Genomic DNA, 19,803 nt, shown 5'->3' on the forward strand with positions numbered 1-19,803 from the left:
CGCGGCAACCTGTATTTAGCTTCCGGTATTCGCATAAGGCAGAACAACAACCGTTTCGTACTTCCCTGGCTTGACGGTGGTTCTCAGGTGCCCGCCGTACTTGCCCGTAACCTGTTGAATAGTACTTAAGCCAATTCCGTGCATTTCAGGATGGGCCCGGCGACATGGCGCTGCTGTGCTGGCGGGAGCGGCCATGGAGTTGCCAATATAGATAACGAGGGCATTGTTGTTCGAATGGATATGAAGCTGAATGGATCTGTTCTGAGCCGGCCGGACCTGTCTCGCAGCATCTATGGCATTATCCAGAAGGTTGCCAAGTACTATGCACAGATCGTAGTGTTCAATGTTAACAGGTGCACCGGAGAGCTGTACCTTATGCTGCATGGCAATATTCAGGTCAGAGGCGAGGTTAAGCGCATGGCTGACCAAGGCATCCACCGCCAGGTTGCCGGTAGTGATGGTGTTGCAGGAGGCCTCGATCTGTTGCAAAATCCCGTTAATATGATCTGCGCCCTCTGCCGCCTGACCTGCTTCAATACAGGCGCGTATGTATACCAGTTGCTTGTTGATATCATGAATGATTCGCTTGATGTCCATGAAGGAATGTAAGGTATCCTGATAGCTGAGCTCCTGGGCTTCAAGCTGTCTGTGCAGACGGCCATTCAACTCCGCCAGCCGGGCAGCCTCATTCCTCCTCCTGAACCATAAGACCATCGTTATCCTCTCCCTTGAATTTCTTCCAGCACATACCCGGCATAGACATCCTTGAAGGCCTTCGACTGGGAACGTCCAATAGGATATTCTTCATCACTGGACATAACCACGGAATTCGCGTTGAATCTGCGGACATGCTCCAGATTGACAATTATGGAACGGTGAATCAGCAGGAACGGATTGCCCAGCTTATCCGAATAGCTCTGCAAGGTACCGTTGATGAGGTACTCCCGGGAGGCAGTGATGAGCTTCAGCTTATTTTGGGCAAGGGAATGCTTGATTTTGACAATAGCAATAATATCGGGCCGCCGCAGCACCACCTGATCATCCTCTACCTTAATGGTGAAGAAGCGGTTCGGGCTGGAATGAATATAGCTGCACAGCTTAAGTATTTTGTCTTGGAATAATTCATAGGGGACTGGCTTGAGCAGGTATTGGAAGGTCTGAACGTCGAAGCTGTCCATGATGTATTCAGGATAGCTGCTCAGGAAGATAATTTGCACATCGCGGTCAGGCAAAGACCGGATAGCCTGAGCGGTTTCAATTCCGCTGATCCCGGACATTTCCACATCCAGAATCAACAGGTGATAGGTGTATTCTCCCTGCATGGCTTTATAATGCTGCAGCAGCTGTTCGCCGGAAGAGAAGCAGTGGACATCAAATGAATAGTTGGTCGACAGCGACAGCAGCTTGAAATACTGCTTCACCTTGCTCAGAACCTCGGCATCATCATCGCACACGCCTACATGAAACAATTCGATCTCTCCTTTTAAATGTCGTTATCCCTCATAGACTAGCAATAAAATGAACCAGGGAATGCGTTTGCATGCCTTATTATACCATTAACATACATAATGTTCCATAAAGTGAAAGGATGCGTTATATTGAATTCAGAAGAGATGGAAGAGATCAATGATAGATTCAAATGTGAAACAAATCACGTTATGCCGTGGCTATCCAGCAACACAATCCGTTATTTCCCGTAAGGATGTGAGTGAATGAACGCAAGTACGTTATTGTCAAAAGTCAATGTTATCCATGAGGATCTTGGTGAGGAATCACTGGTGATGGACCGTAATCATGAGATGTTCTTCTTGAATCAGACCGCCAAGTATTTATGGGAGCACTGCAATGGAAGAACGGTATCAGAGGTTGCCGGTATGCTCCATGACCATTGTCTGGAGAAGGACCAGCTTGAATTAAGCGATATTATTACGGACTGTATTGGCGCATTTGAAGAACTGGAGCAGAGAGGTTTCGTGAAAATAAGGAAATGAGGTGCTTGTGTGGAATTGTTATCCCCAGCCAAGAGCTTTCGATTAGGCGGTTGCTACCTGGAGATCACTTCAAACTGCAACCTGCGCTGCCTGCATTGCTATAACGAATCCGGCGTCCTGCAGGATCAGATTGATATGCCGACCTTCATGAACATCATTAATGATCTGCCGGATCATCCCGATACAAGCATCACCATCTCCGGGGGAGAACCAACCTCGCATCCTGAATTCTGGGATTTCATGGAGGCACTGCAGAAGAAGCAGTTCGGCATGGTGCTGGTCATCACGAACGGCACCTATATCACCCGGGAGGTTGCTGAGAAATTCGCGGCCTGCAAAGTGGCCATACAGCTAAGTGTGAATGGTTCACGCTCGGAGATTCATGATCAATTATGCGGACGCGGCAGCTTTAACCAGACGATGCGGGGCCTTACGCATTTACTCGATGCCGGCATGAGCGAACGTATCCTGATCCGCAGCGTGCTTACGGGCTTCAATAAGGATGACATCGTTCATCTGCTGAAGATGGTCGCTGAGCTTAAGATTCCCCAGGCTGAGATCGCAAGCCTCAGTAACCTGGGCCGCAGTGAAGATAACCGGAACAACCTATACCTGGACATTCTGGAGAAGTCGGCACTGGTGGAGCGTCTGGAGCGGGAACCAGAGATTGTGAAGCTGATGGACAGCGGTATGAAGATCACACTGCCCGATGATTTTACAGGAGCCTGCCCGTTGTTAAATGGAGTGACCGAAGACGCTGACCGGATTCCGTTAACACCGAGAATAGATTCTTCCGGTAATGTGTTCCTGTGCCAATTGTTCACGGACGCGCAGTATGCCATCGGCAATGTCAATCAGACGAGCCTGTCCTCCATGCTTGAATCTCAGGAACTCGTGAACCTGGTCAAGTTCTTTCAAGTGGGACAGAATTATATGAACCAATGCCAGAGCTGTATATGGAATGGGACTTGCGGCAAGGGGTGTGTAGCGCTCGCAGTAGCCAATGGAGGCTCGATTCAGGATACGGACGGCTGCTGCAAGGTAAGAACGAAATATTATGTCTCTGAGCTGAAGAAGAACAGAAAGGCACTAGTGCCGCAGTAATCCGGCAGACAGCGACTTGAAGGGAGGTGAGAACATGAGCTATATCAGACCTATGATTGAAAAAGCAAGCACTGATTCTATGATCACTCCTGCTGCGTGTACTAATGGCTTCAGCTGCCCGAAAACCTTTAACTGCGGAAGCTACTCCTGTAAGAAAAACTTTAAATGCGGAAACTGGTAAACCCTGATCCTCGGCATACTTAACAAGTTCAATACTACCCGACAAGAACATGGTTATTTCATATAATCATGTTCTTGTCTAACAAAGGGAGGGGGAGCGCTTGAAGGAATATAAATGGGTTCTGTCCATCTTTTTCAGACAACAGCCGGTAACGATGGTATCCATCCTCCTGCTCTATATCCTAATGTACGCCCTGCAGCCCTTAGAGCTGCTTCTGATCGGGCGGATCATCGTCAGCCTTGGGCATCCGTCCGGGGTGATGTCTATTGCCATCCTCATTATTGCCTATATCCTCGTATACTCCTTGAAGAATATCCAATATTCCTTTTCGCTGCTGTTCATAGAATTGCTGGAGAATAAGGTCGGCGCACTGCTGCAAAGACAGATGTTCACCGCTATTGCCCAGGCCGATTTAGACAAGCTGGATCAGGCGGATTATCTGCTTCGAATCGAGCGGGCGAAGGACACCTTATGGTATAAGCTCACGAATGCCGTTAACGATGTATTCCATTTCTTCGGGTCCATTGCCGGCTTCTGCATGTCTGTATGGATTATTGTCAGGCTGGGGGCTATGTATGTAGCGGCCTTTATTGTGCTTGGGCTGCTCTATAACTATTTTGTGAAGCGCAACACGGAGGAACATATTGCAGTAACGAAGAGGCAGGAGCATGAGGACCGCAAGCTGAATTATTTGAGCCGTCTCATGCAAGACCGGAGCAACCAGAAGGAGATTAGGAGCTTTCAGATTTTTGAGTGGCTGGAGTCGAAGCGGCTCTCCAAATTCGATGAGATCAGAGACATGAATATGGCCTTCAGCCTGAAATGGACGGTGATTGGCTGTATATGGTCCGGGCTGATGCTGGGCCTGGAGAACAGTACGCTGCTGGTGATGTGTTATGCTGTGGCGCTGACAACGCTGAGCCTGGATCAGCTGATCGTATTAACTCAAGGGCAGGGACAGATCATTGAGGGAGTCAATTCCTTCGCCGAGTTCTTCTCCGAAGCCCGCAAGAATACCATCTACATCAAGGAATTCAGAGATTTGATAACACCGGAGATACAAGCAGCAGAGACTCCTCACCAGCCTTCTTCGGTGTTAACCAGAAACAGGATGGCGATGGAGCTGCATGATGTCTCTTTTGCATACGGTAATTCGTCCGCAGTGTTACAACATATTAATCTGCACATCGGCAGAGGGGAGAGCATTGTGCTTGTCGGTGAGAACGGCAGCGGCAAGAGTACTCTGGCCAAAATTATGGCCGGTCTGCTGAAGCCGACGGAAGGCAGCGTCCACAGTTACTGTAAAACCTCGACCGCAGCTTTTCAGGATTATGCCAAATTCGAATTCTCGGTCCGGGATAATGTCGGTCTGGGCGATGTAGCGAGTATCAACGACAACGATAGAGTCACAGAAGCAACGATGAAAGGCCAGATTCACCAGGTCATCCAGCAATATCCCAAGGGACTGGACACGATTCTGGGCAAAAAATTCGATGCGGACGGAATTGAGATGTCGGAAGGCCAGTGGCAGAAGGTGGCGATCAGCCGGGCGTTCATGCGCGAGGCCGATTTTATTATCTTCGATGAACCGTCTGCCTCCCTGGATGCGTTGTCGGAGATTCAGCAGTTCCGCAATATCGGCAAATATTTTCGCGGCAAAAGTGTTGTACTCATCTCCCACCGGATCGGAATTGCCAAGCTCGCCGACAGAATCGTATTTATGAAGCAGGGAGAGATCGTGGAAGTAGGCACCCATGCTGAGCTGATGCAGCTGAAGGGAGAATATTGCAGCTTCTTCAGGAATCAGGCCAAATGGTACGATACGGGAGATCAGGTCATATGACAACGAAAATGCTGGTTCATGTCCGCAACCTCAAGCTGATCATTAAGCTGTTCTGCACCAAAGATCTGTACCTGTCACTGGCGCTTATGGCGCTCAGCGCATTGCTGGCCCCGCTTGGAGCCTGGCTCTATAAGCTCCTGATCGATGGCCTCGCTATCGTCCAGTCCGCATCTGCCGTAACGCACAAGCTGCTGATCCTTATCGCTGGATATACCGTGCTGAAGATTGCCCTGGAAGGGATAGAGCATATTACTGCGCATGTTAATAATCGCCTGAAGTATAACATTAACCGTGAATTCATCAGACAGGTGAACAAGAAGCTGTCTGTTATTGATATGGAAGAGCTGGAGAACCCGGCCGTCTATGATCTGCTGGAGCGGGTCCAGTCCAACGTGAACAAGGGGATTCTGGCTTACGTCAACAACTCCTTGTCTGTCGTGCTTCCCGTCTTCTCCATGTTCTCCTTTATAGTGCTGCTGTTGAATATTAAATGGTATTTCCCCATAATTGCGGTGCTTGCCACCATTCCTTATCTGCTGCTGATGAATGCACAGGGCAAGCGGAGCTACTTCCAGGCGGTTGAACAGAGCAAGCCGCTGCGGCGGTTGAACTATATGTACGATGTGCTGACAAGCAGAAGATATGCCAAGGAGATCCGTATGTTCGGATTGATTGATTATTTCAATGACCGCACGGAAGAGATCCGAAGCGAGGTATGGAGAGAGAAGTTCGGGCTGCTGCTGCATTATACGCTGGGCGGAGCGCTCGTCGATCTGTTGCGGAACATTGCACTGGGTATCTGTCTGCTCATCACCTGCCTGGGCGTTATAGATAATCGAATGAGTATAGGCGATGTTATGCTGGTGATTACAGCCATGCAGGCCATAACGGGTGCTCTGAGCAGTATGGTGAATAAAATCAGTTCCATGAACAATTACACGCTATATATGGAAGATATGCTGAATTTCCTGGACCTCCCCGAGGATGCCGGCGGGGGGCATAAGACGCTTGCAGATGCATCAACTATTCAGTTCAAGCAGGTGGATTTCAAATACCCTGGCAGCTTGAACCTTACACTGAAACATATTGAACTAACGATTCATAAAGGAGAGAAAATTGCCTTAGTGGGCGAAAACGGCAGTGGTAAAACCACCTTCATTCATGTGCTGCTAGGCTTGTACAAGCCCTCCTCAGGCGAGGTGCTGATCGGAGGAGACCCGCTGGCTGACGTCATTGATTCGTTCAGGAGGAAGACGGTCTGTGTATTTCAGAATTTCATTAAATACCAGTTCTCAGTCGCGGATAATATCCGGGCGGGGAATTTCGGACAAGCGTTCCAGAAGCAGTCCTTGCGGATCTTCCATATGGATGCCTTCATTGATCACCTGCCCCAAGGCTTGGACACCCAGCTTGGCCAGCTGGAGAACAATGATCTGGAGCTGTCGGGCGGACAATGGCAGCGGCTGGCGATTGCCAGGGCGCTCAGCCGGGCGGACAGCGAGATACTGATTATGGACGAGCCGACAGCCAGCCTGGACCCCAAGGTGGAGACGCAGATCTATGAAGAGTTCTCGGCGCTGTGTGAGAACAAGACGACGATCATGATCTCACACCGTCTGGGAGTGACCCGGCTCTGCGATATCATCTATGTATTCGACCAGGGGGAGATCTGTGAAGCAGGCTCGCACACCGAACTGATGAACCGGCGGGGGAAATATTATGAGATGTACACAGCTCAGAGTGATTTGTATGCCTAATGACATGGAATAAACAAGGAGTAAAAGGATATAATTGACATTAGGTGACTACTGGAGTAGTATTGAGGTATGACTACTGCAGTAGTCAAACGAAGGGAGGCTGGTGCATGGAGATTAAGCTGTATGATTCCGAGCTGAAGGTCATGGAGATTCTATGGAGGGAAGGCAAGCTGCCCGCAGGGGATCTGGCCGCCATTCTGAACCAGGAGACAGGCTGGAACAGGAATACGACCTATACGGTAATTAAGAAGCTGATTGCCAAGGACGCCATCGAGCGGACAGATCCCGGGTTTGTCTGCACAGCCCTGATTGCCAAGGAGCAAGTGCAGACGTATGAGACCAAGGAGCTGATCAACAAAATGTACGGCGGTTCAGCGGAGATGTTCTTGTCGGCATTTCTCAATGAGAAGAACCTCAGCAAAGCGGATATCGACAAGCTGAGGCAAATCGTGGAAAGCTTGCGCTGAGGCGAGGGATGATGGATATTCTACAGATGAGTATTTCAGCAAGCGTGCTAATCGTTCTTGTGATCGCGCTGCGGTCTGTGACCCTGCACAAATTACCCAGACAGCTGTTCCTGGTCCTGTGGGGCATTGTCATCGCCAGACTGCTGATTCCGGGTTCTGTGCCTGTTCTTCCGCACCTATCATCTCAGATAGAGGTTGCTGCTGCGCTCGATCAGGTGAATACGCACACAGCAGCCGTAGTTCAGTTGCCGGAACATTCTGCCTTGCACACAGGGATGTTCGCCCGGGATATAGCGTTCACGGCCTTCTCAGCCGGGGAGCCGGAGCAGCCGTTCCTGAGGCCGGAGCTTCTCGGTGCCATATGGCTTGGCGGCGCGGCGCTACTGTTTATGACCCTGGCGGTAATCTTCTACAGAAGCAAGAGAGAGCTGCGGACTGCACTGCCTCTGCAGAGGCGGGAGCCTGTCATTGAGGCCTGGTGTGCCCGGCATCCCTTGCGGCGTAAGCTTGCCATATTGACATTTGACCGGATGGATACGCCGGTAACGTGCGGAATCTGGCGTCCGAAGATTATTCTGCCTACGACCCTGAATACCGGGAACGCACAGGCCATGGATTATATTCTCACCCATGAATATATGCATATCCGGTATTTCGATACGGTATGGAAGCTGGCAGCGTCCGTGGCTCTATGCCTGCACTGGTTCAATCCGCTGGTCTGGCTGATGGTCTTCTATCTGAACCGGGAGCTGGAGATGGTCTGTGATGCCAGAGTCATCCGTAAGCTGGGTGCAGAGCACAAGGCGGATTATGCGTTATGTCTCTTGGAGGTGGCGGAAGAGCAGAGGGGGTTCACGCCCCTGTATACAGGCTTCAGTAAGAATGCGACCAAAGAAAGGATCGTGTCGATTATGAAATTGCAAAAATTGACCGTGTTGACGGCGGCCATTTCACTCATTCTGATCGCAGGAGCGGTGTCCGCGTTCGCAGAGCAGTCCAGCGGAGCCGTGAGCGGTGTGCAACCAGACAGCGCTGCGGAAATGAGCGCAATGGAGATTGGAGACAGCAGCGGGCCCGATGCGGCCGCGGCTTCGTCGGATGGAAGCGGAGCTCTCACCGATTTCAATTACGATGCACTGAAGGACTACGTAGTCTACGGCTTAACGTATGACAAGGCCCAGGACCGCTTCCTCTACAACGGCAAGCATATCCGCCTGTTCATGGACCCGGACCTTCAGCATGAAGGCAAGTTCAACAAATTCTACTATGACGGGAACGGCTCGGCTGATTTCCGGGTCATCAGAGACAAAGACAATGCCGTTAAGGAGATTAAGCTGCTGGATGACAGTGAGCTTCAGGCTTTGGCCCAGGCATATGGCTTTGAACTGGGCAAGGAGGGGCTGAAATTCAGCAATGCCAACTAAGCCTTCGTTAGGATGGCACCTGCAAGTAAGCGCGCTTCCTTGAGCTTCATCTGGGAGTGCGCTTTTGCTATAATAAGAGCGGATTACAGAAGAACAAGTGAAGGGGAGAGGACAGGTATGACCACGAACGAACCCTCCGAGCAACTGGTGGAAATGCTGGGCCAGCCGTATGATCCCAAGCGTATCCAGGCCCTGCTGAAGCCTTACGGTGTCCGGAGACTGCCGCCCGTGCCAAAAAGCTATTTCAACGACGATATCATCTGGACTGCGAAATCATCCCTACGCATTGATCTGTACCGCGGGCCCAAGCTGGAGAATCTGACCGGACTCCAGCATCCGGACCCGCAAGAATGGATTATCGGTTCGGTTCAGTTCCTCGCGCCCGGAGCGGATGACCGGATCAAGACTCCTTATCCCGGGCTGCTTCCCGGGAGCCTTGCAATGAGCTCCTCTCCGGTACAGGCGATGGCGGCATACGGCCAGCCCGCGATGGATGAGGAATGTGAGTGGCCCGGCTTCTCCGGCCGGATTCTCGCTTGGCGGGGGCAGGGCATCAATATCGTCTTAGAGTATGAGGACAGCCTGCGCGGGCGGGTGCTGAGAAGCTGCACAGCCTGCCTGATCGGCTGCATCGGAGCCTGGACGAGCGACAACCCGGAGGTTTTTGCACCTTGAGCAGGGGAGGGCTGATTCTGGTAGGACGAGCTTCCGTTAGAATCGCGGAGTGCTGCCGGACAAATGCCCTCCCTGCAACGACTCACTAGAGAACACAGCAGTTGGATAAAGAGCACTTGTTTCGGCTGAACTGCTCCCTTTTCAAGAAGCAGTTGGAAAAAAGGCACCTAATTCCACGTATTCTATGAAATCAGCTGAATCTGGACAAATTAAGTGTAGTTTATCCAACTGCTCCCTCCAAGTACGCCATGGGCGCTCAAATTGTTGTACTTTTTCCACTAGATTCCCTCCCCATTCTCTCACCGCACGATGAACTTAACATTCCATCCCTCCTGCAATTCATACCGTTGAGCACACTTGCTAATTTGTATTTACAAATTATGGGATACATGCTATCTTAGCTATGAAAGCGCAACCATGATCTGATAGGTTAACCAAGGTTTTACCATTTTGTTCATGGGGAGGAAGGAAGAAAATGAAGAATTGGCTCAAAAGAACAGGAACAATGCTGCTGGCTTGTACGCTGCTGCTTGGAGGATTGGCTGCACCGCCTGCGGCCCGCGCTGACCCTGCACTGATCACCATCGAAAGTGAGGATGCCCAGCTCACCCCGGATCTGCAAGTGACGACCCAGATTTACGGAACGCCGAAGCCCGGCTATTCGGGAAGCGGTTTTGTCTGGATGCAGAACTCCGGTACGCTAACCTACACCGTAACTGTCCCGGCAACCGGCATGTATACGATCTCGACCCGTTATATGCAGGAGCTGAGCCCGGATGGCCGACAGCAGGCATTAATCGTTAACGGTGCTGCGAAGGGTTCGTATATGCTGCCCTACACCACTACGTGGAAGGATTTCAACTTCGGCTATCACAAGCTGAAGCAAGGCAGCAATACTATTCAGGTAAAAGCAGGCTGGGGCTTCGCTTACTTCGACACCTTCACGGTGGACCATGCCCAGCTCGATCCTCTGATTGTGCAGCCCGTTCTCTCTGACGCTCAGGCCACGCCCGAAACCCAGCTCCTGATGAATTATCTGACCCAGGTGTACGGGAAGCATATGCTCTCAGGCCAGCAGGAGATCTACGGCGGAGGGAATGACGGCAATTCTGAGCTGGAGTTCGACTGGATTCATAATCTGACCGGCAAGTATCCGGCAGTCCGCGGGTTTGACCTCATGAACTATAATCCGCTGTATGGCTGGGAGGACGGCACTACGGCCCGTATGATCGACTGGGTGAATACCAAGGGCGGGATTGCGACCAATAGCTGGCATCTTACGGTTCCGCGCGACTTCACGAGCTACCAGCTTGGGGAATTTGTGGATTGGAAGGAAGCCACCTACAAGCCAACCGAGACCAATTTCAACACCGCCAATGCTGTGATTCCCGGAACCAAGGAGTACAAATACTTGAAGCTGGCGATCAAGGACTTGGCAGAGCAGTTGCAGATTCTGCAGGACAACAACGTGCCTGTGATCTTCCGTCCTTATCATGAGGCAGAAGGCAACGGCGGGCTGAACGGGGAAGGCGCGTGGTTCTGGTGGGCTTCGGCAGGCGCAGAGGTGTACAAGCAGCTCTGGGATCAGCTCTATACCGAGCTTACGGAGACCTACGGCCTGCACAACCTGATCTGGACCTATAATAGTTATGTGTACAGCACTTCTCCGGCCTGGTATCCGGGGGATGATCAGGTGGATATTGTCGGCTACGATAAATACAACACCATCTACAACCGCTATGACGGACTGTCCGGCGTGCCGAATGAGGATGCGATTAGTTCGACCTTTTATCAGCTGGTAGATCTGACTGGCGGCAAGAAGATGGTAGCCATGACCGAGAACGACACCGTTCCCAGTGTGCAGAATCTGACCGATGAAAAAGCGGGCTGGCTCTACTTCCTGCCGTGGTACGGAGAGCATCTGATGAGTACGGCCTTCAATTATCCGGCTACGCTGACCACTCTGTACCAGAGTGATTATGTCATTACGCTCGACGAGCTGCCTGATCTGAAGGGGAATAACCCTCATCCGGGTGCATCCATTACACCATCCATGGTCGAATTTGACAAAGCCCCGGCTCATCAGACCGACCAGACCGTCACCATGAACCTGAACGGCAACACGTTAACGGCCCTTCGTTCTGGTACCGCCATTTTGACTGAGAACGAGGACTATACCTTAAGCGGGAACACCCTGCTGCTCACTAAGGCGTTCCTGGCAACGCTTCCTGTTGGCGAGCATTCGATCGTTCTGGATTTCAATCAGGGCCAAGATCCCGTGTTAAAAGTAAAAGTCATCGATACTACACCAGGCGTTGCCATCTCACCAGACCATGCGGTGTTTGACCGGGCGGCGAATCTCGCACAGGACATATCTGTAGCGCTTACCTTACACGGGCACCAGCTGACAAGCCTGAAGAGAGGCAGTTACAGCCTTGTCTCCGGCCAGGATTACACGGCCACTGACACTGCGGTTGTTCTGAGCAAAGCTTATCTCTCCACGCTGCCGCTCGGCCCGCATGCGATCACTTTTCATTTTAGCGGCGGAGCAGAGGTTGTGCTTACTGTGAACGTAGAGGATAGCAGCGTTCCGCTCCCTTCAGGCGACTTGACCATTCAGGCCTACAACGGCAGCACCGGTGCCTCGACCAATGGAATCGCTCCCAAATTCAAAGTAATCAACACCGGGAATGCACCGGTCCAGCTCAGCGATGTGAAGCTCCGGTATTACTACACGATTGACGGCGAGCAGCAGCAGAGCTTCTGGACCGACTGGGCCAGCATCGGAAATGCCAACGTTACCGGGACCTTCGTGAAGCTGGACACCCCGGCCGCCGGTGCGGATTATGCTCTGGAGATTGGCTTCACCAGCGCTGCGGGCACCCTGAACCCCGGCCAGAGCGCCGAGCTCCAGACCCGCTTCTCTAAACAAGACTGGTCCAATTACAATCAGGCCAACGACTACTCCTTCCGCTCCGCCGGTACCCAGTTCGCCGATCACGAGCAGATTACTGGGTATGTGAACGGGCAGCTGGTGTGGGGGATGGAGCCTTAAGCGCCCTCCAACGCAGTTGTTGACCCATTCTCCGCTAATTAATGAAATTAGGTTATTTGGCGGGGAGTACATTATACCGGAGGTGTTATTCTGAAAAGAAGGTATAGGTCAACAATAATACTGCTGGCGTTAAACGTACTTTGTATTTTTGCGGTCGATATTACTACTATTAAATATAGACTTGGAAAAGGGACATCAGGCAACGGGAATCCCGGAATAGTAGTTCTGATCCTGAGTCTGATATTGCTTGCGATTTTCCTCATACACCTGGTTTTGAAATCTATTGACTATCTAAGAAACCTGCCCAGGAAATTCTCAACAATAGTTATTCCATTTCTTTCGCTTGTCACTTTAGTGCTCATGATATTTGGTGAACTAAACAAAATCAGTGCATTAAAACAAAACTTAAACGGCTTCACAAATGATAAAGATTCCGTAGTCTTTCGTTTCGGCTGGGTTAATCAGTATACCAATACTCTGTTTTATAATGGATACATTTTGATTTTCGGGATTTCCATAGCGCTGCTTGTGTCTTGCCTGATCGTTAGAATTCAATCTAAGGAACGGAGGTTCTAATATGTTAGCCAAAATCAAAAAATGCGGAGTCTACAGCCTAGCATTAGTATTACTGGCTTCCACGTTGCTCGGCAGTACGGGTTCACGCGCATTTGCGGCAGAGGCGTCAGCCGCGCTGACCTCGGACTTCAGATCTTTGCAGGCTTCACAGATCGTCAGCGAGATGGGTGCAGGATGGAATCTGGGCAACTCGCTCGAAGCTTCGGTGAACGGGATTCCCAGCGAGACTGCCTGGAATAACCCAACCATTACGCCGCAGTTGATCCAAAAAGTCAAGGCAGCAGGCTTCAAAACGATCCGCATCCCGGTCTCTTATCTGAATTATATCGGCAGCGCTCCCAATTATACGATTAACTCGGCATGGCTGGACCGTGTCAAAGCAGTCGTGGATTACGCCTACAATGAAGGCCTGTATGTCGTCATTAATATTCACGGGGACGGCTTCAATTCCGTTCAAGGCAGCTGGCTATTGGTCAACAGCGGCAATCAGACGGCCATTAAGCAGAAGTACCAGAAGGTCTGGCAGCAGATCGCGAATAAGTTCGCCAATTATGGGGAGCGGCTGATTTTGGAATCGATGAACGAGGTGTTTGACGGCAACTACAACAATCCGAATCTGGCTTACTATGCCAACTTGAACGCCTATAATCAGATCTTCGTGGATACGGTCAGACAGACAGGCGGCAACAATAGTGCCAGATGGCTGCTGATTCCGGGCTGGAATACGAACATCGACTATACGGCGGGCAATTACGGCTTCGTACTTCCTACCGACAATTACAGATCATCTACTATACCCAGCTCGGAAAAAAGAATCATGATCTCCGCCCACTACTATTCCCCTTGGGATTTTGCCGGTGAGGAATCAGGGAATATCACGCAGTGGGGAGCGTCAGCGACGAACCCTGCCAAGAAATCCACCTGGGGACAGGAGGATTACCTGAACTCGCAGCTCCAATCCATGTACAATAAATTCACGACCCAAGGCTATCCGGTGGTGATCGGAGAGTTCGGTTCAATCGACAAATCTTCCTATGATTCAAGCAATAATCTTTACCGCGCCGCCTATGCCAAAGCTGTAACCGCAACCGCCAAGAAGTACAAGGCCGTCCCCGTCTATTGGGACAATGGCTATAACGGACAGCACGGCTTCGCCCTATTCAACCGTTATAACAACACCGTCACCCAGCAAGGCATTATCAATGCCATTATGCAGGGGATGCAATAAGCTATTCAGCGTGAAGCGGCGGATCACATTCTATCTGCAAAAAAAAGAAGGAAAGCTCCTGTGGCGATCACGGGAGCTTTTTTGACGTATAGAAACTATAGTTTCGTGCTGCTGTGGAAAAGGTGTGTGTAGATATGTGGAAAAGAGTTCTTGGAATGATTCGTAGAGTGACTTTTAAGCTGAATGTGGCGGAAATTAGGCTTAGAACCTATAGAATTGGATGTTACAGCGCGGCATAAAGACCAAATGCGAATGTATGTGAAAAACAGCATACATTGCGGTCGCAATAGGCATACGGTCTGAATGTATATGAAAAACAGCATATATTACGCTCGCAAGCAGGCATATGAACCAAACGTATGTGAAAAACAGCATACATTGCGCTCGCAAGCAGGCATATGGACCAAATGTATGGCGAAAACAGCATACATTGTGTTCACTTGAATAATCTTATTCATCCGTTAGGATGATTTTGTTCCGCCAAAGTATGTTCGAGCGGATGGCTTAGCTCTCCCGTAGTACATTTCGGATCAGCCAAGGCTTCAGAACGGGCAGAACGGTCTCGGGCTGCATCGCTTTTGTATGGTCCATATTGTCTCCCTTCAGAATGGCTACTTCCCATCCGAGCTGTTCCAGAAGAGATTGGCGGGCTAAGAGCTTACCGGCAATATCCACCGTTACGCCTCCGAAGTTGTCCCCGTAGACAATCTTGTCCTGCTCCCCGGCAAAAGCCAGTCTCGGCATCATCAGCAGATGCTGAATGTCATGATCTCTAAAATCGGACAGACTCTCATACAGTGTAACGAACTGCCTGGTTTGCTCCGGGACCATTTGGATCTGGATATTGTCCCAATCGGTCGCCTCGGGAGTAGTGGCCTCCTGCTCTACGGGATCAGCTGGAGCCGGTTGGTTTAGTGCCATCTGGAACGTATGGTTGGTGACGATCAGCATCTCTGTATAGGGACCGTCCAAGGGTGGGAAACCGCCCATCACCAAGCTCTCCAGCCGATCCGTGCGGATCGCCAATTGCAGTCCGGCCAGGGCCAGCCAGGAATAGCCATAGTAACTGAACTTGCTAACATTCATTTTATCGGCAATAGTCAACAGGTCTTGGGCGATACTTGAAGCGGTAAGGTTAAGCGGATTGGGCTGGTGCAGCCGGTGGCCCTCGTAATCGAAATACAGCACCTGAAATTTGTCTCGCAATCCATCTACGAAATGTTCTCCCAGCTCAGGATCAACGCCCCATAGGCGAAGGTGATCCGCTTCTTGTCCGTATACAGAAGCTTTGGCTACCGGGAGCATGAGAACTGGAACGCCGGGAGGCCCTGTGAGGCCAGCCTTTATCTCCGATCCGTCTGATAGTGTAATCATTTTATCCATATCTTCACTCCCTAATTGGTTATATAGTAAGCATATAACATTCATGCAATCTTCCGGCTTGGGAGATTCGGGCCTATACGGAATAGGCATTATATCTCAGATATGTTATCGTAGCACTTGAAGGTTAGACTTGAAGGAGGGGCTCATCAGATGGAGAGATATACCCCTAACCAGATTGCCGGTATGCTCCAGGTGAGCACCACCACCCTGAGAAGATATGAGGAACAGGATCTGATTCCAACTGTACCAAGAACGCCAAGCAACCACCGTTACTATGGAGAAGTGCATGCTCAGGCTTTTACGACGATCCGGGTTCTATTACAAGGGTATGATATTCCTGTCGCCTATGAAGTGATGAGAAGCTTGAAGCAGGGGCAGGCCGAACAGGCGTTATGGATGATGAATGAGCAGCAATACCAAATCCATCTGGAGAAAAAGCGGGTCGAAGACATCCTTGCCATGATCAGACATACGGATATCCCCAGAACCCTTAATACGGAATGGAAAGAGCCGTTGAATATAGGAGAAGCTGCTGCCCTAGCGGGCGTGAAGACTTCAGCGATCCGCCACTGGGAGGCCGAGGGACTGATCCGTTCCGAGCGCAACCCGGAGAATGGCTTCCGGATGTTCTCCCTAGCTGAACTGCGCAAGATCCTTGTGATCAGCAGCTTGCGGAAGACTGTCTATTACATAGACAATATGAGGAGTCTTTTAAGTACTTTGGACACACAGGATCATCAGGAGATCGAACGCTCCTTCCAGGTTGCGCTGGAGAAGCTGAACACCCGGCTCACGCTTCAGTGCATGGGAATTGCAGAAGTGATGAAGTATATGAACCTATTGTCCTTAGAGAAGTAGAACCTGGAAGACAAGGAGAGAAGCTAAGTTATGAATCGTCCAACGGAGACCCTGCCACCAGCCAAAAAAGAATTCAATCCGAAAGACGCCGTGCTGGTCTTCTATGCTTTCGCCCTGATCAGCGCAGCCGTTATCTTTGCCCTTGTTATCTACAGGGTCCTGACCCTGCAGGACCTGCTATCCTTTGAGCATCCGCTGAAAATGGTGCTGTACGTTGTCTTTCCCACAATCAGCCTGCTGTTGTTCGGAGTCATCCTGACCTTACTCACTCCTGCCAGCTATATTGACGAGACGAATAAGAGCTATCAGAACTATTCGCTCGCTGCGATTGTATCCTTTACATTGGCAGGGGCTTTATTTGAGGAGCTTCTGTTCCGGGGAATTATACAAAATGTATTGAATCTCTACCTTTCCCAGCCCTGGCTCGCCATCGGAATCACCACGGTGCTGTTCGCGGGAATGCATGTCCAGTACTACAGCAAGCCGCTGATGCTGCTGAACATCACCATCCCAAGTCTGGTCTTCGGCTGGGTGTATGTGCAGACGCATAATTTGCTGGTCCCGATCCTTGTGCATTTTTTCATGAATTTGGGGATTACGCTGCTGTTTAAATATAAGATTATTCAGATGAGAGGGGAGAAGGGATAGCAGGATGGAGACCAATACGGCTGTCTAAATCCATTATGAATCTGAAAATGAGGTGAACCTGTGGATTCCCTATCTGTCCGAATAGAGATCGAAGAATTAATCAAGACGCTGAAGCTGGACCGGAGCGGGGTATTTGAAGTCCGCAAAGACCAGTGGAGACGCATGTTGAGTGAAATAGAGGAGCGGTTTCTGGTGAAGACCCATTATACACAGGGATTACACTGGGGCTGGAACCGGCTGCAGGAACCCCGGTATAGCGCCAGCTTCGCAGACAAAAACTATTCCAAACTAAGAGGCATCATCCAAGATGAATTCATCTGGTTCATTGCCGAGGACCGGTATGATAAGCTGTGGCTCTATGAGGGCAAGACAACAACAATTCTCCAATTGATCCCAGAGTTATGCCATCTGAATGAATACTACCTGATCTCCAAAAAGCTTCAATGGCTCCTCTGCGAAGATCACCATGATATGCTCCACCTGAGCGGCCAGCCGATCATTGAGCGATGGATGAGATATGAAAGCCCTAATCCTTAGAGGATGGGGCTTTCTTCACGCACTCCCTAGTCATGGCGTTTATCCAAGATGTTTCGATATGACGATCTTCCCCCGCTTGGGCAACTCTTCGCTTTGGCGATACGCCTTGAGCAGACCTTTAGCAGTAAAGGGGTAAGCCTCATGGATATGGATATTCAATTTATTCTCTTGCATCTGGCGGACAATGGCTTCAAAATCAGTACGGTTAGCTCTTGCTTGGAAGAAATAGGCGTTAATACCGCGGACCTTCGGGTATTCATTGAGCGCGAATGCCACCACTGAAATATAGGTCCCGCCATCCTTGATGACCGAGTAGTTCTTCCTTCCGATGTCTCCCGGTAACCCGGTACCGAAAGTAGATGAGTCCATAGCGGCATCCAACACGAAATCAACAGGCTCTGTGATTTGGGTGGCGAAGTCGGTTTTCGTATAATCGATTACCTCGTCAGCACCAAGTCCTTTTACAAAATCATGGTTGTAGTCCCTCGCAGTTGCGATAACATATGCTCCATGCTGCTTAGCCAACTGAACTGCCGCATGTCCCACTCCTCCAGCGCCGGCTTGAATAAGGATGCGTTGTCCCGGTTGAAGCTGGCCATGCTCAAACAGCGCTTGCCAGGCTGGCAGGGCAACGGCAGGCGCGGCGCCTGCCTCTTCGAAGGAAAGACTATAAGGAATTACGGCCAATAGATCTTCCTCTACGGCAACATAGTCCATGTAGGAACCCCGCGGAATCATGCCCATGACACGATCTCCCGGCTTGAAATGCCGGACTTTCCCGCCAACCTCTTTAACAATGCCGGCTACTTCATTACCCAGAACAAGCGGCAAATGAAATTGATCCGGAAATTTATCGGCCAACGGACCCTCAAGAATTGCGCCGCTGCGAAATAGAACATCTGCGGGATTGATGGATGAGGCGCGCATTTCAACGAGAACCTGTGTGTCAGTGATTGCGGGAACGGGGACTTCCAGTTCTTCTAGCGCTTCGGGAATTCCAAAGCTTGTCAAAGCAATAGCCTTCATAATGATCCTCCTCATAAATTGAACATAAGTATGATTCACAGATTGTTTAAGCAACACCTGTTTGATAAGATAATAATATTGCGTGCTTGAGAGTTCAACCGGCAGAGTTCGAGGAAAGTTGCATAGGCAACACATTGAGAACATTGATGTTTAACAAGGAGATAAAGGGATGATAAATCAGGAAGATCCGAGGGTGTTGCGCACACGACAGTTAATTAGAACAGCGTTCAGAGATTTGCTGCAGAGAAAAGGCTTTGATGCAATCACGATCAAAGATATCGCTCAGGAAGCAACCATTAACCGCGCCACCTTTTATGCCCATTTTGAAGATAAATATGCTTTGCTGGACGAAGTCACAGAACAGGCTTTTCATGAGAGGATTCCGGAGCAAGTGGTGAATGCAGAGGAGTTTACGGAAGATATTTGTGACCAGTTGATCATCATGACGCACCAATACATCATAGATTTTTATCGGATCTGCAGAATAGATTCCAATCCGATGGCTAAGCTGGTCGATGACAAAATTAAGAGAATGCTGCAGCAAACCATAGAGAGCATTTTTCTTAAAGGGGAGGACCGTCATAGGGTGGATGTTCATCATATAAAAATCATGGCGGCTATGACAGGTTCAGCCATCTATGGCGCTGCGCATTATTGGTTAAATGCCGGGGAGAAGAGCGGGACCGGTGTACTTACAGACATTGCTCGTCCCTATGTAATGAACGGTCTGGGGCTGGTAACCCTATGAACGAGATAAGACACGCGCAAGCTCTAATAACCTGGCATCGGGACCCGAGCAATTTTTCAAGAAATGAATGGATACGCGATATCGTTGTTGACTATGAAGAGACCATAGGTGGGGGCATGCAAGGGAGGACCTGGACTGTATTGGTCAGAATTACAAGTCAAGTGGAGGGTACTTGGGATACGTACGCGGATGTGGCTTTTATTGTGGACGAAGCACCTTGGCATTTGTGGGAACCGGGGTACAGCTTCAATGTGTGGGCAGGCAAGGACGTTGCCACCGTTCACATTTTATAACGCAAATAA

At 50.2% G+C, this 19,803-nt stretch carries 19 protein-coding genes; 14 read left to right on the forward strand and 5 right to left on the reverse strand.

What is annotated here, in order from left to right:
- Positions 1 to 15 precede the first annotated feature (15 nt).
- Complete coding sequence (locus tag MKY96_RS09140) at positions 16 to 714, reverse strand: sensor histidine kinase (RefSeq protein WP_340939952.1); 699 nt, start codon at positions 712 to 714, stop codon at positions 16 to 18.
- A 2-nt stretch (positions 715 to 716) separates the two neighbouring features.
- Positions 717 to 1,469 carry a LytR/AlgR family response regulator transcription factor gene (locus tag MKY96_RS09145; protein ID WP_340939954.1) on the reverse strand — a complete coding sequence of 251 codons (753 nt, stop codon included), beginning with the start codon at positions 1,467 to 1,469 and terminating at the stop codon, positions 717 to 719.
- Positions 1,470 to 1,712: 243 nt separating this feature from the next.
- Between MKY96_RS09145 and MKY96_RS09150 the strand changes: the two genes are divergently transcribed.
- From MKY96_RS09150 to MKY96_RS09180, 7 genes are all read left to right on the forward strand, one after another.
- Entirely contained in the window at positions 1,713 to 1,991 is a 279-nt protein-coding gene (locus MKY96_RS09150) for a PqqD family protein (protein WP_340939956.1), read from the forward strand.
- Between the two features lie 9 nt (positions 1,992 to 2,000).
- Complete coding sequence (locus tag MKY96_RS09155; protein WP_340939957.1) at positions 2,001 to 3,095, forward strand: radical SAM/SPASM domain-containing protein; 1,095 nt, start codon at positions 2,001 to 2,003, stop codon at positions 3,093 to 3,095.
- A gap of 281 nt (positions 3,096 to 3,376) precedes the next feature.
- The gene (locus tag MKY96_RS09160; protein ID WP_340939958.1) at positions 3,377 to 5,119 is read left to right on the forward strand and encodes an ABC transporter ATP-binding protein; all 1,743 of its coding nucleotides are present in this window, start codon (positions 3,377 to 3,379) and stop codon (positions 5,117 to 5,119) included.
- Positions 5,116 to 6,876 carry an ABC transporter ATP-binding protein gene (locus MKY96_RS09165; RefSeq protein ID WP_340939959.1) on the forward strand — a complete coding sequence of 587 codons (1,761 nt, stop codon included), beginning with the start codon at positions 5,116 to 5,118 and terminating at the stop codon, positions 6,874 to 6,876. The genes MKY96_RS09160 and MKY96_RS09165 overlap by 4 nt, the downstream gene beginning before the upstream one ends.
- A gap of 107 nt (positions 6,877 to 6,983) precedes the next feature.
- Complete coding sequence (locus tag MKY96_RS09170; RefSeq protein ID WP_340939960.1) at positions 6,984 to 7,343, forward strand: BlaI/MecI/CopY family transcriptional regulator; 360 nt, start codon at positions 6,984 to 6,986, stop codon at positions 7,341 to 7,343.
- Positions 7,344 to 7,369: 26 nt separating this feature from the next.
- Positions 7,370 to 8,767 carry a M56 family metallopeptidase gene (locus MKY96_RS09175; RefSeq protein ID WP_340939961.1) on the forward strand — a complete coding sequence of 466 codons (1,398 nt, stop codon included), beginning with the start codon at positions 7,370 to 7,372 and terminating at the stop codon, positions 8,765 to 8,767.
- A 117-nt stretch (positions 8,768 to 8,884) separates the two neighbouring features.
- On the forward strand, positions 8,885 to 9,442 hold the full coding sequence (locus MKY96_RS09180) for a hypothetical protein (RefSeq protein ID WP_340939963.1): 558 nt from the start codon (positions 8,885 to 8,887) through the stop codon (positions 9,440 to 9,442).
- 141 nt (positions 9,443 to 9,583) lie between these two features.
- Here the strand turns inward: MKY96_RS09180 and MKY96_RS09185 are convergent, their stop codons facing one another.
- Complete coding sequence (locus MKY96_RS09185; RefSeq protein WP_340939964.1) at positions 9,584 to 9,721, reverse strand: hypothetical protein; 138 nt, start codon at positions 9,719 to 9,721, stop codon at positions 9,584 to 9,586.
- A 196-nt stretch (positions 9,722 to 9,917) separates the two neighbouring features.
- On the opposite strand from MKY96_RS09185, the gene MKY96_RS09190 reads away from it, so the two are divergent.
- Both MKY96_RS09190 and MKY96_RS09195 read left to right on the forward strand, forming a co-directional pair.
- Entirely contained in the window at positions 9,918 to 12,497 is a 2,580-nt protein-coding gene (locus tag MKY96_RS09190) for a glycosyl hydrolase (RefSeq protein WP_340939966.1), read from the forward strand.
- A gap of 577 nt (positions 12,498 to 13,074) precedes the next feature.
- On the forward strand, positions 13,075 to 14,301 hold the full coding sequence (locus MKY96_RS09195) for a glycoside hydrolase family 5 protein (protein ID WP_340939967.1): 1,227 nt from the start codon (positions 13,075 to 13,077) through the stop codon (positions 14,299 to 14,301).
- Positions 14,302 to 14,805: 504 nt separating this feature from the next.
- Here MKY96_RS09195 and MKY96_RS09200 read toward each other — a convergent pair.
- Entirely contained in the window at positions 14,806 to 15,684 is an 879-nt protein-coding gene (locus MKY96_RS09200) for an alpha/beta fold hydrolase (RefSeq protein ID WP_340939969.1), read from the reverse strand.
- Between the two features lie 150 nt (positions 15,685 to 15,834).
- Here MKY96_RS09200 and MKY96_RS09205 point away from each other — a divergent pair, with 150 nt between their 5' ends.
- From MKY96_RS09205 to MKY96_RS09215, 3 genes are read left to right on the forward strand one after another with little or no spacing between them, the layout of a single operon-like run.
- Positions 15,835 to 16,542 (forward strand): MerR family DNA-binding transcriptional regulator, encoded by a 708-nt coding sequence (locus MKY96_RS09205; RefSeq protein ID WP_340939970.1) that lies wholly within the window; start codon positions 15,835 to 15,837, stop codon positions 16,540 to 16,542.
- Positions 16,543 to 16,572: 30 nt separating this feature from the next.
- A complete protein-coding gene (locus tag MKY96_RS09210; protein ID WP_340939971.1) occupies positions 16,573 to 17,190 on the forward strand; it encodes a CPBP family intramembrane glutamic endopeptidase in 618 nt (205 codons plus the stop codon).
- A 60-nt stretch (positions 17,191 to 17,250) separates the two neighbouring features.
- Positions 17,251 to 17,727, forward strand: coding sequence for a DUF6756 family protein (locus MKY96_RS09215; RefSeq protein WP_340939972.1), 477 nt, complete (start codon positions 17,251 to 17,253; stop codon positions 17,725 to 17,727).
- Between the two features lie 39 nt (positions 17,728 to 17,766).
- On the opposite strand, the gene MKY96_RS09220 is transcribed toward MKY96_RS09215, so the two are convergent.
- Positions 17,767 to 18,753, reverse strand: coding sequence for an NADP-dependent oxidoreductase (locus MKY96_RS09220; protein ID WP_340939973.1), 987 nt, complete (start codon positions 18,751 to 18,753; stop codon positions 17,767 to 17,769).
- Positions 18,754 to 18,922: 169 nt separating this feature from the next.
- Here MKY96_RS09220 and MKY96_RS09225 point away from each other — a divergent pair, with 169 nt between their 5' ends.
- Together MKY96_RS09225 and MKY96_RS09230 are read left to right on the forward strand one after the other, a co-directional pair.
- Positions 18,923 to 19,501 (forward strand): TetR/AcrR family transcriptional regulator, encoded by a 579-nt coding sequence (locus MKY96_RS09225; RefSeq protein ID WP_340939975.1) that lies wholly within the window; start codon positions 18,923 to 18,925, stop codon positions 19,499 to 19,501.
- A 161-nt stretch (positions 19,502 to 19,662) separates the two neighbouring features.
- Positions 19,663 to 19,794 carry a hypothetical protein gene (locus MKY96_RS09230; RefSeq protein WP_340939977.1) on the forward strand — a complete coding sequence of 44 codons (132 nt, stop codon included), beginning with the start codon at positions 19,663 to 19,665 and terminating at the stop codon, positions 19,792 to 19,794.
- Positions 19,795 to 19,803 lie beyond the last annotated feature (9 nt).

The organism is Paenibacillus sp. FSL R7-0302, assembly GCF_038006885.1.
In the GTDB taxonomy this organism is placed as follows: domain Bacteria; phylum Bacillota; class Bacilli; order Paenibacillales; family Paenibacillaceae; genus Paenibacillus_AQ.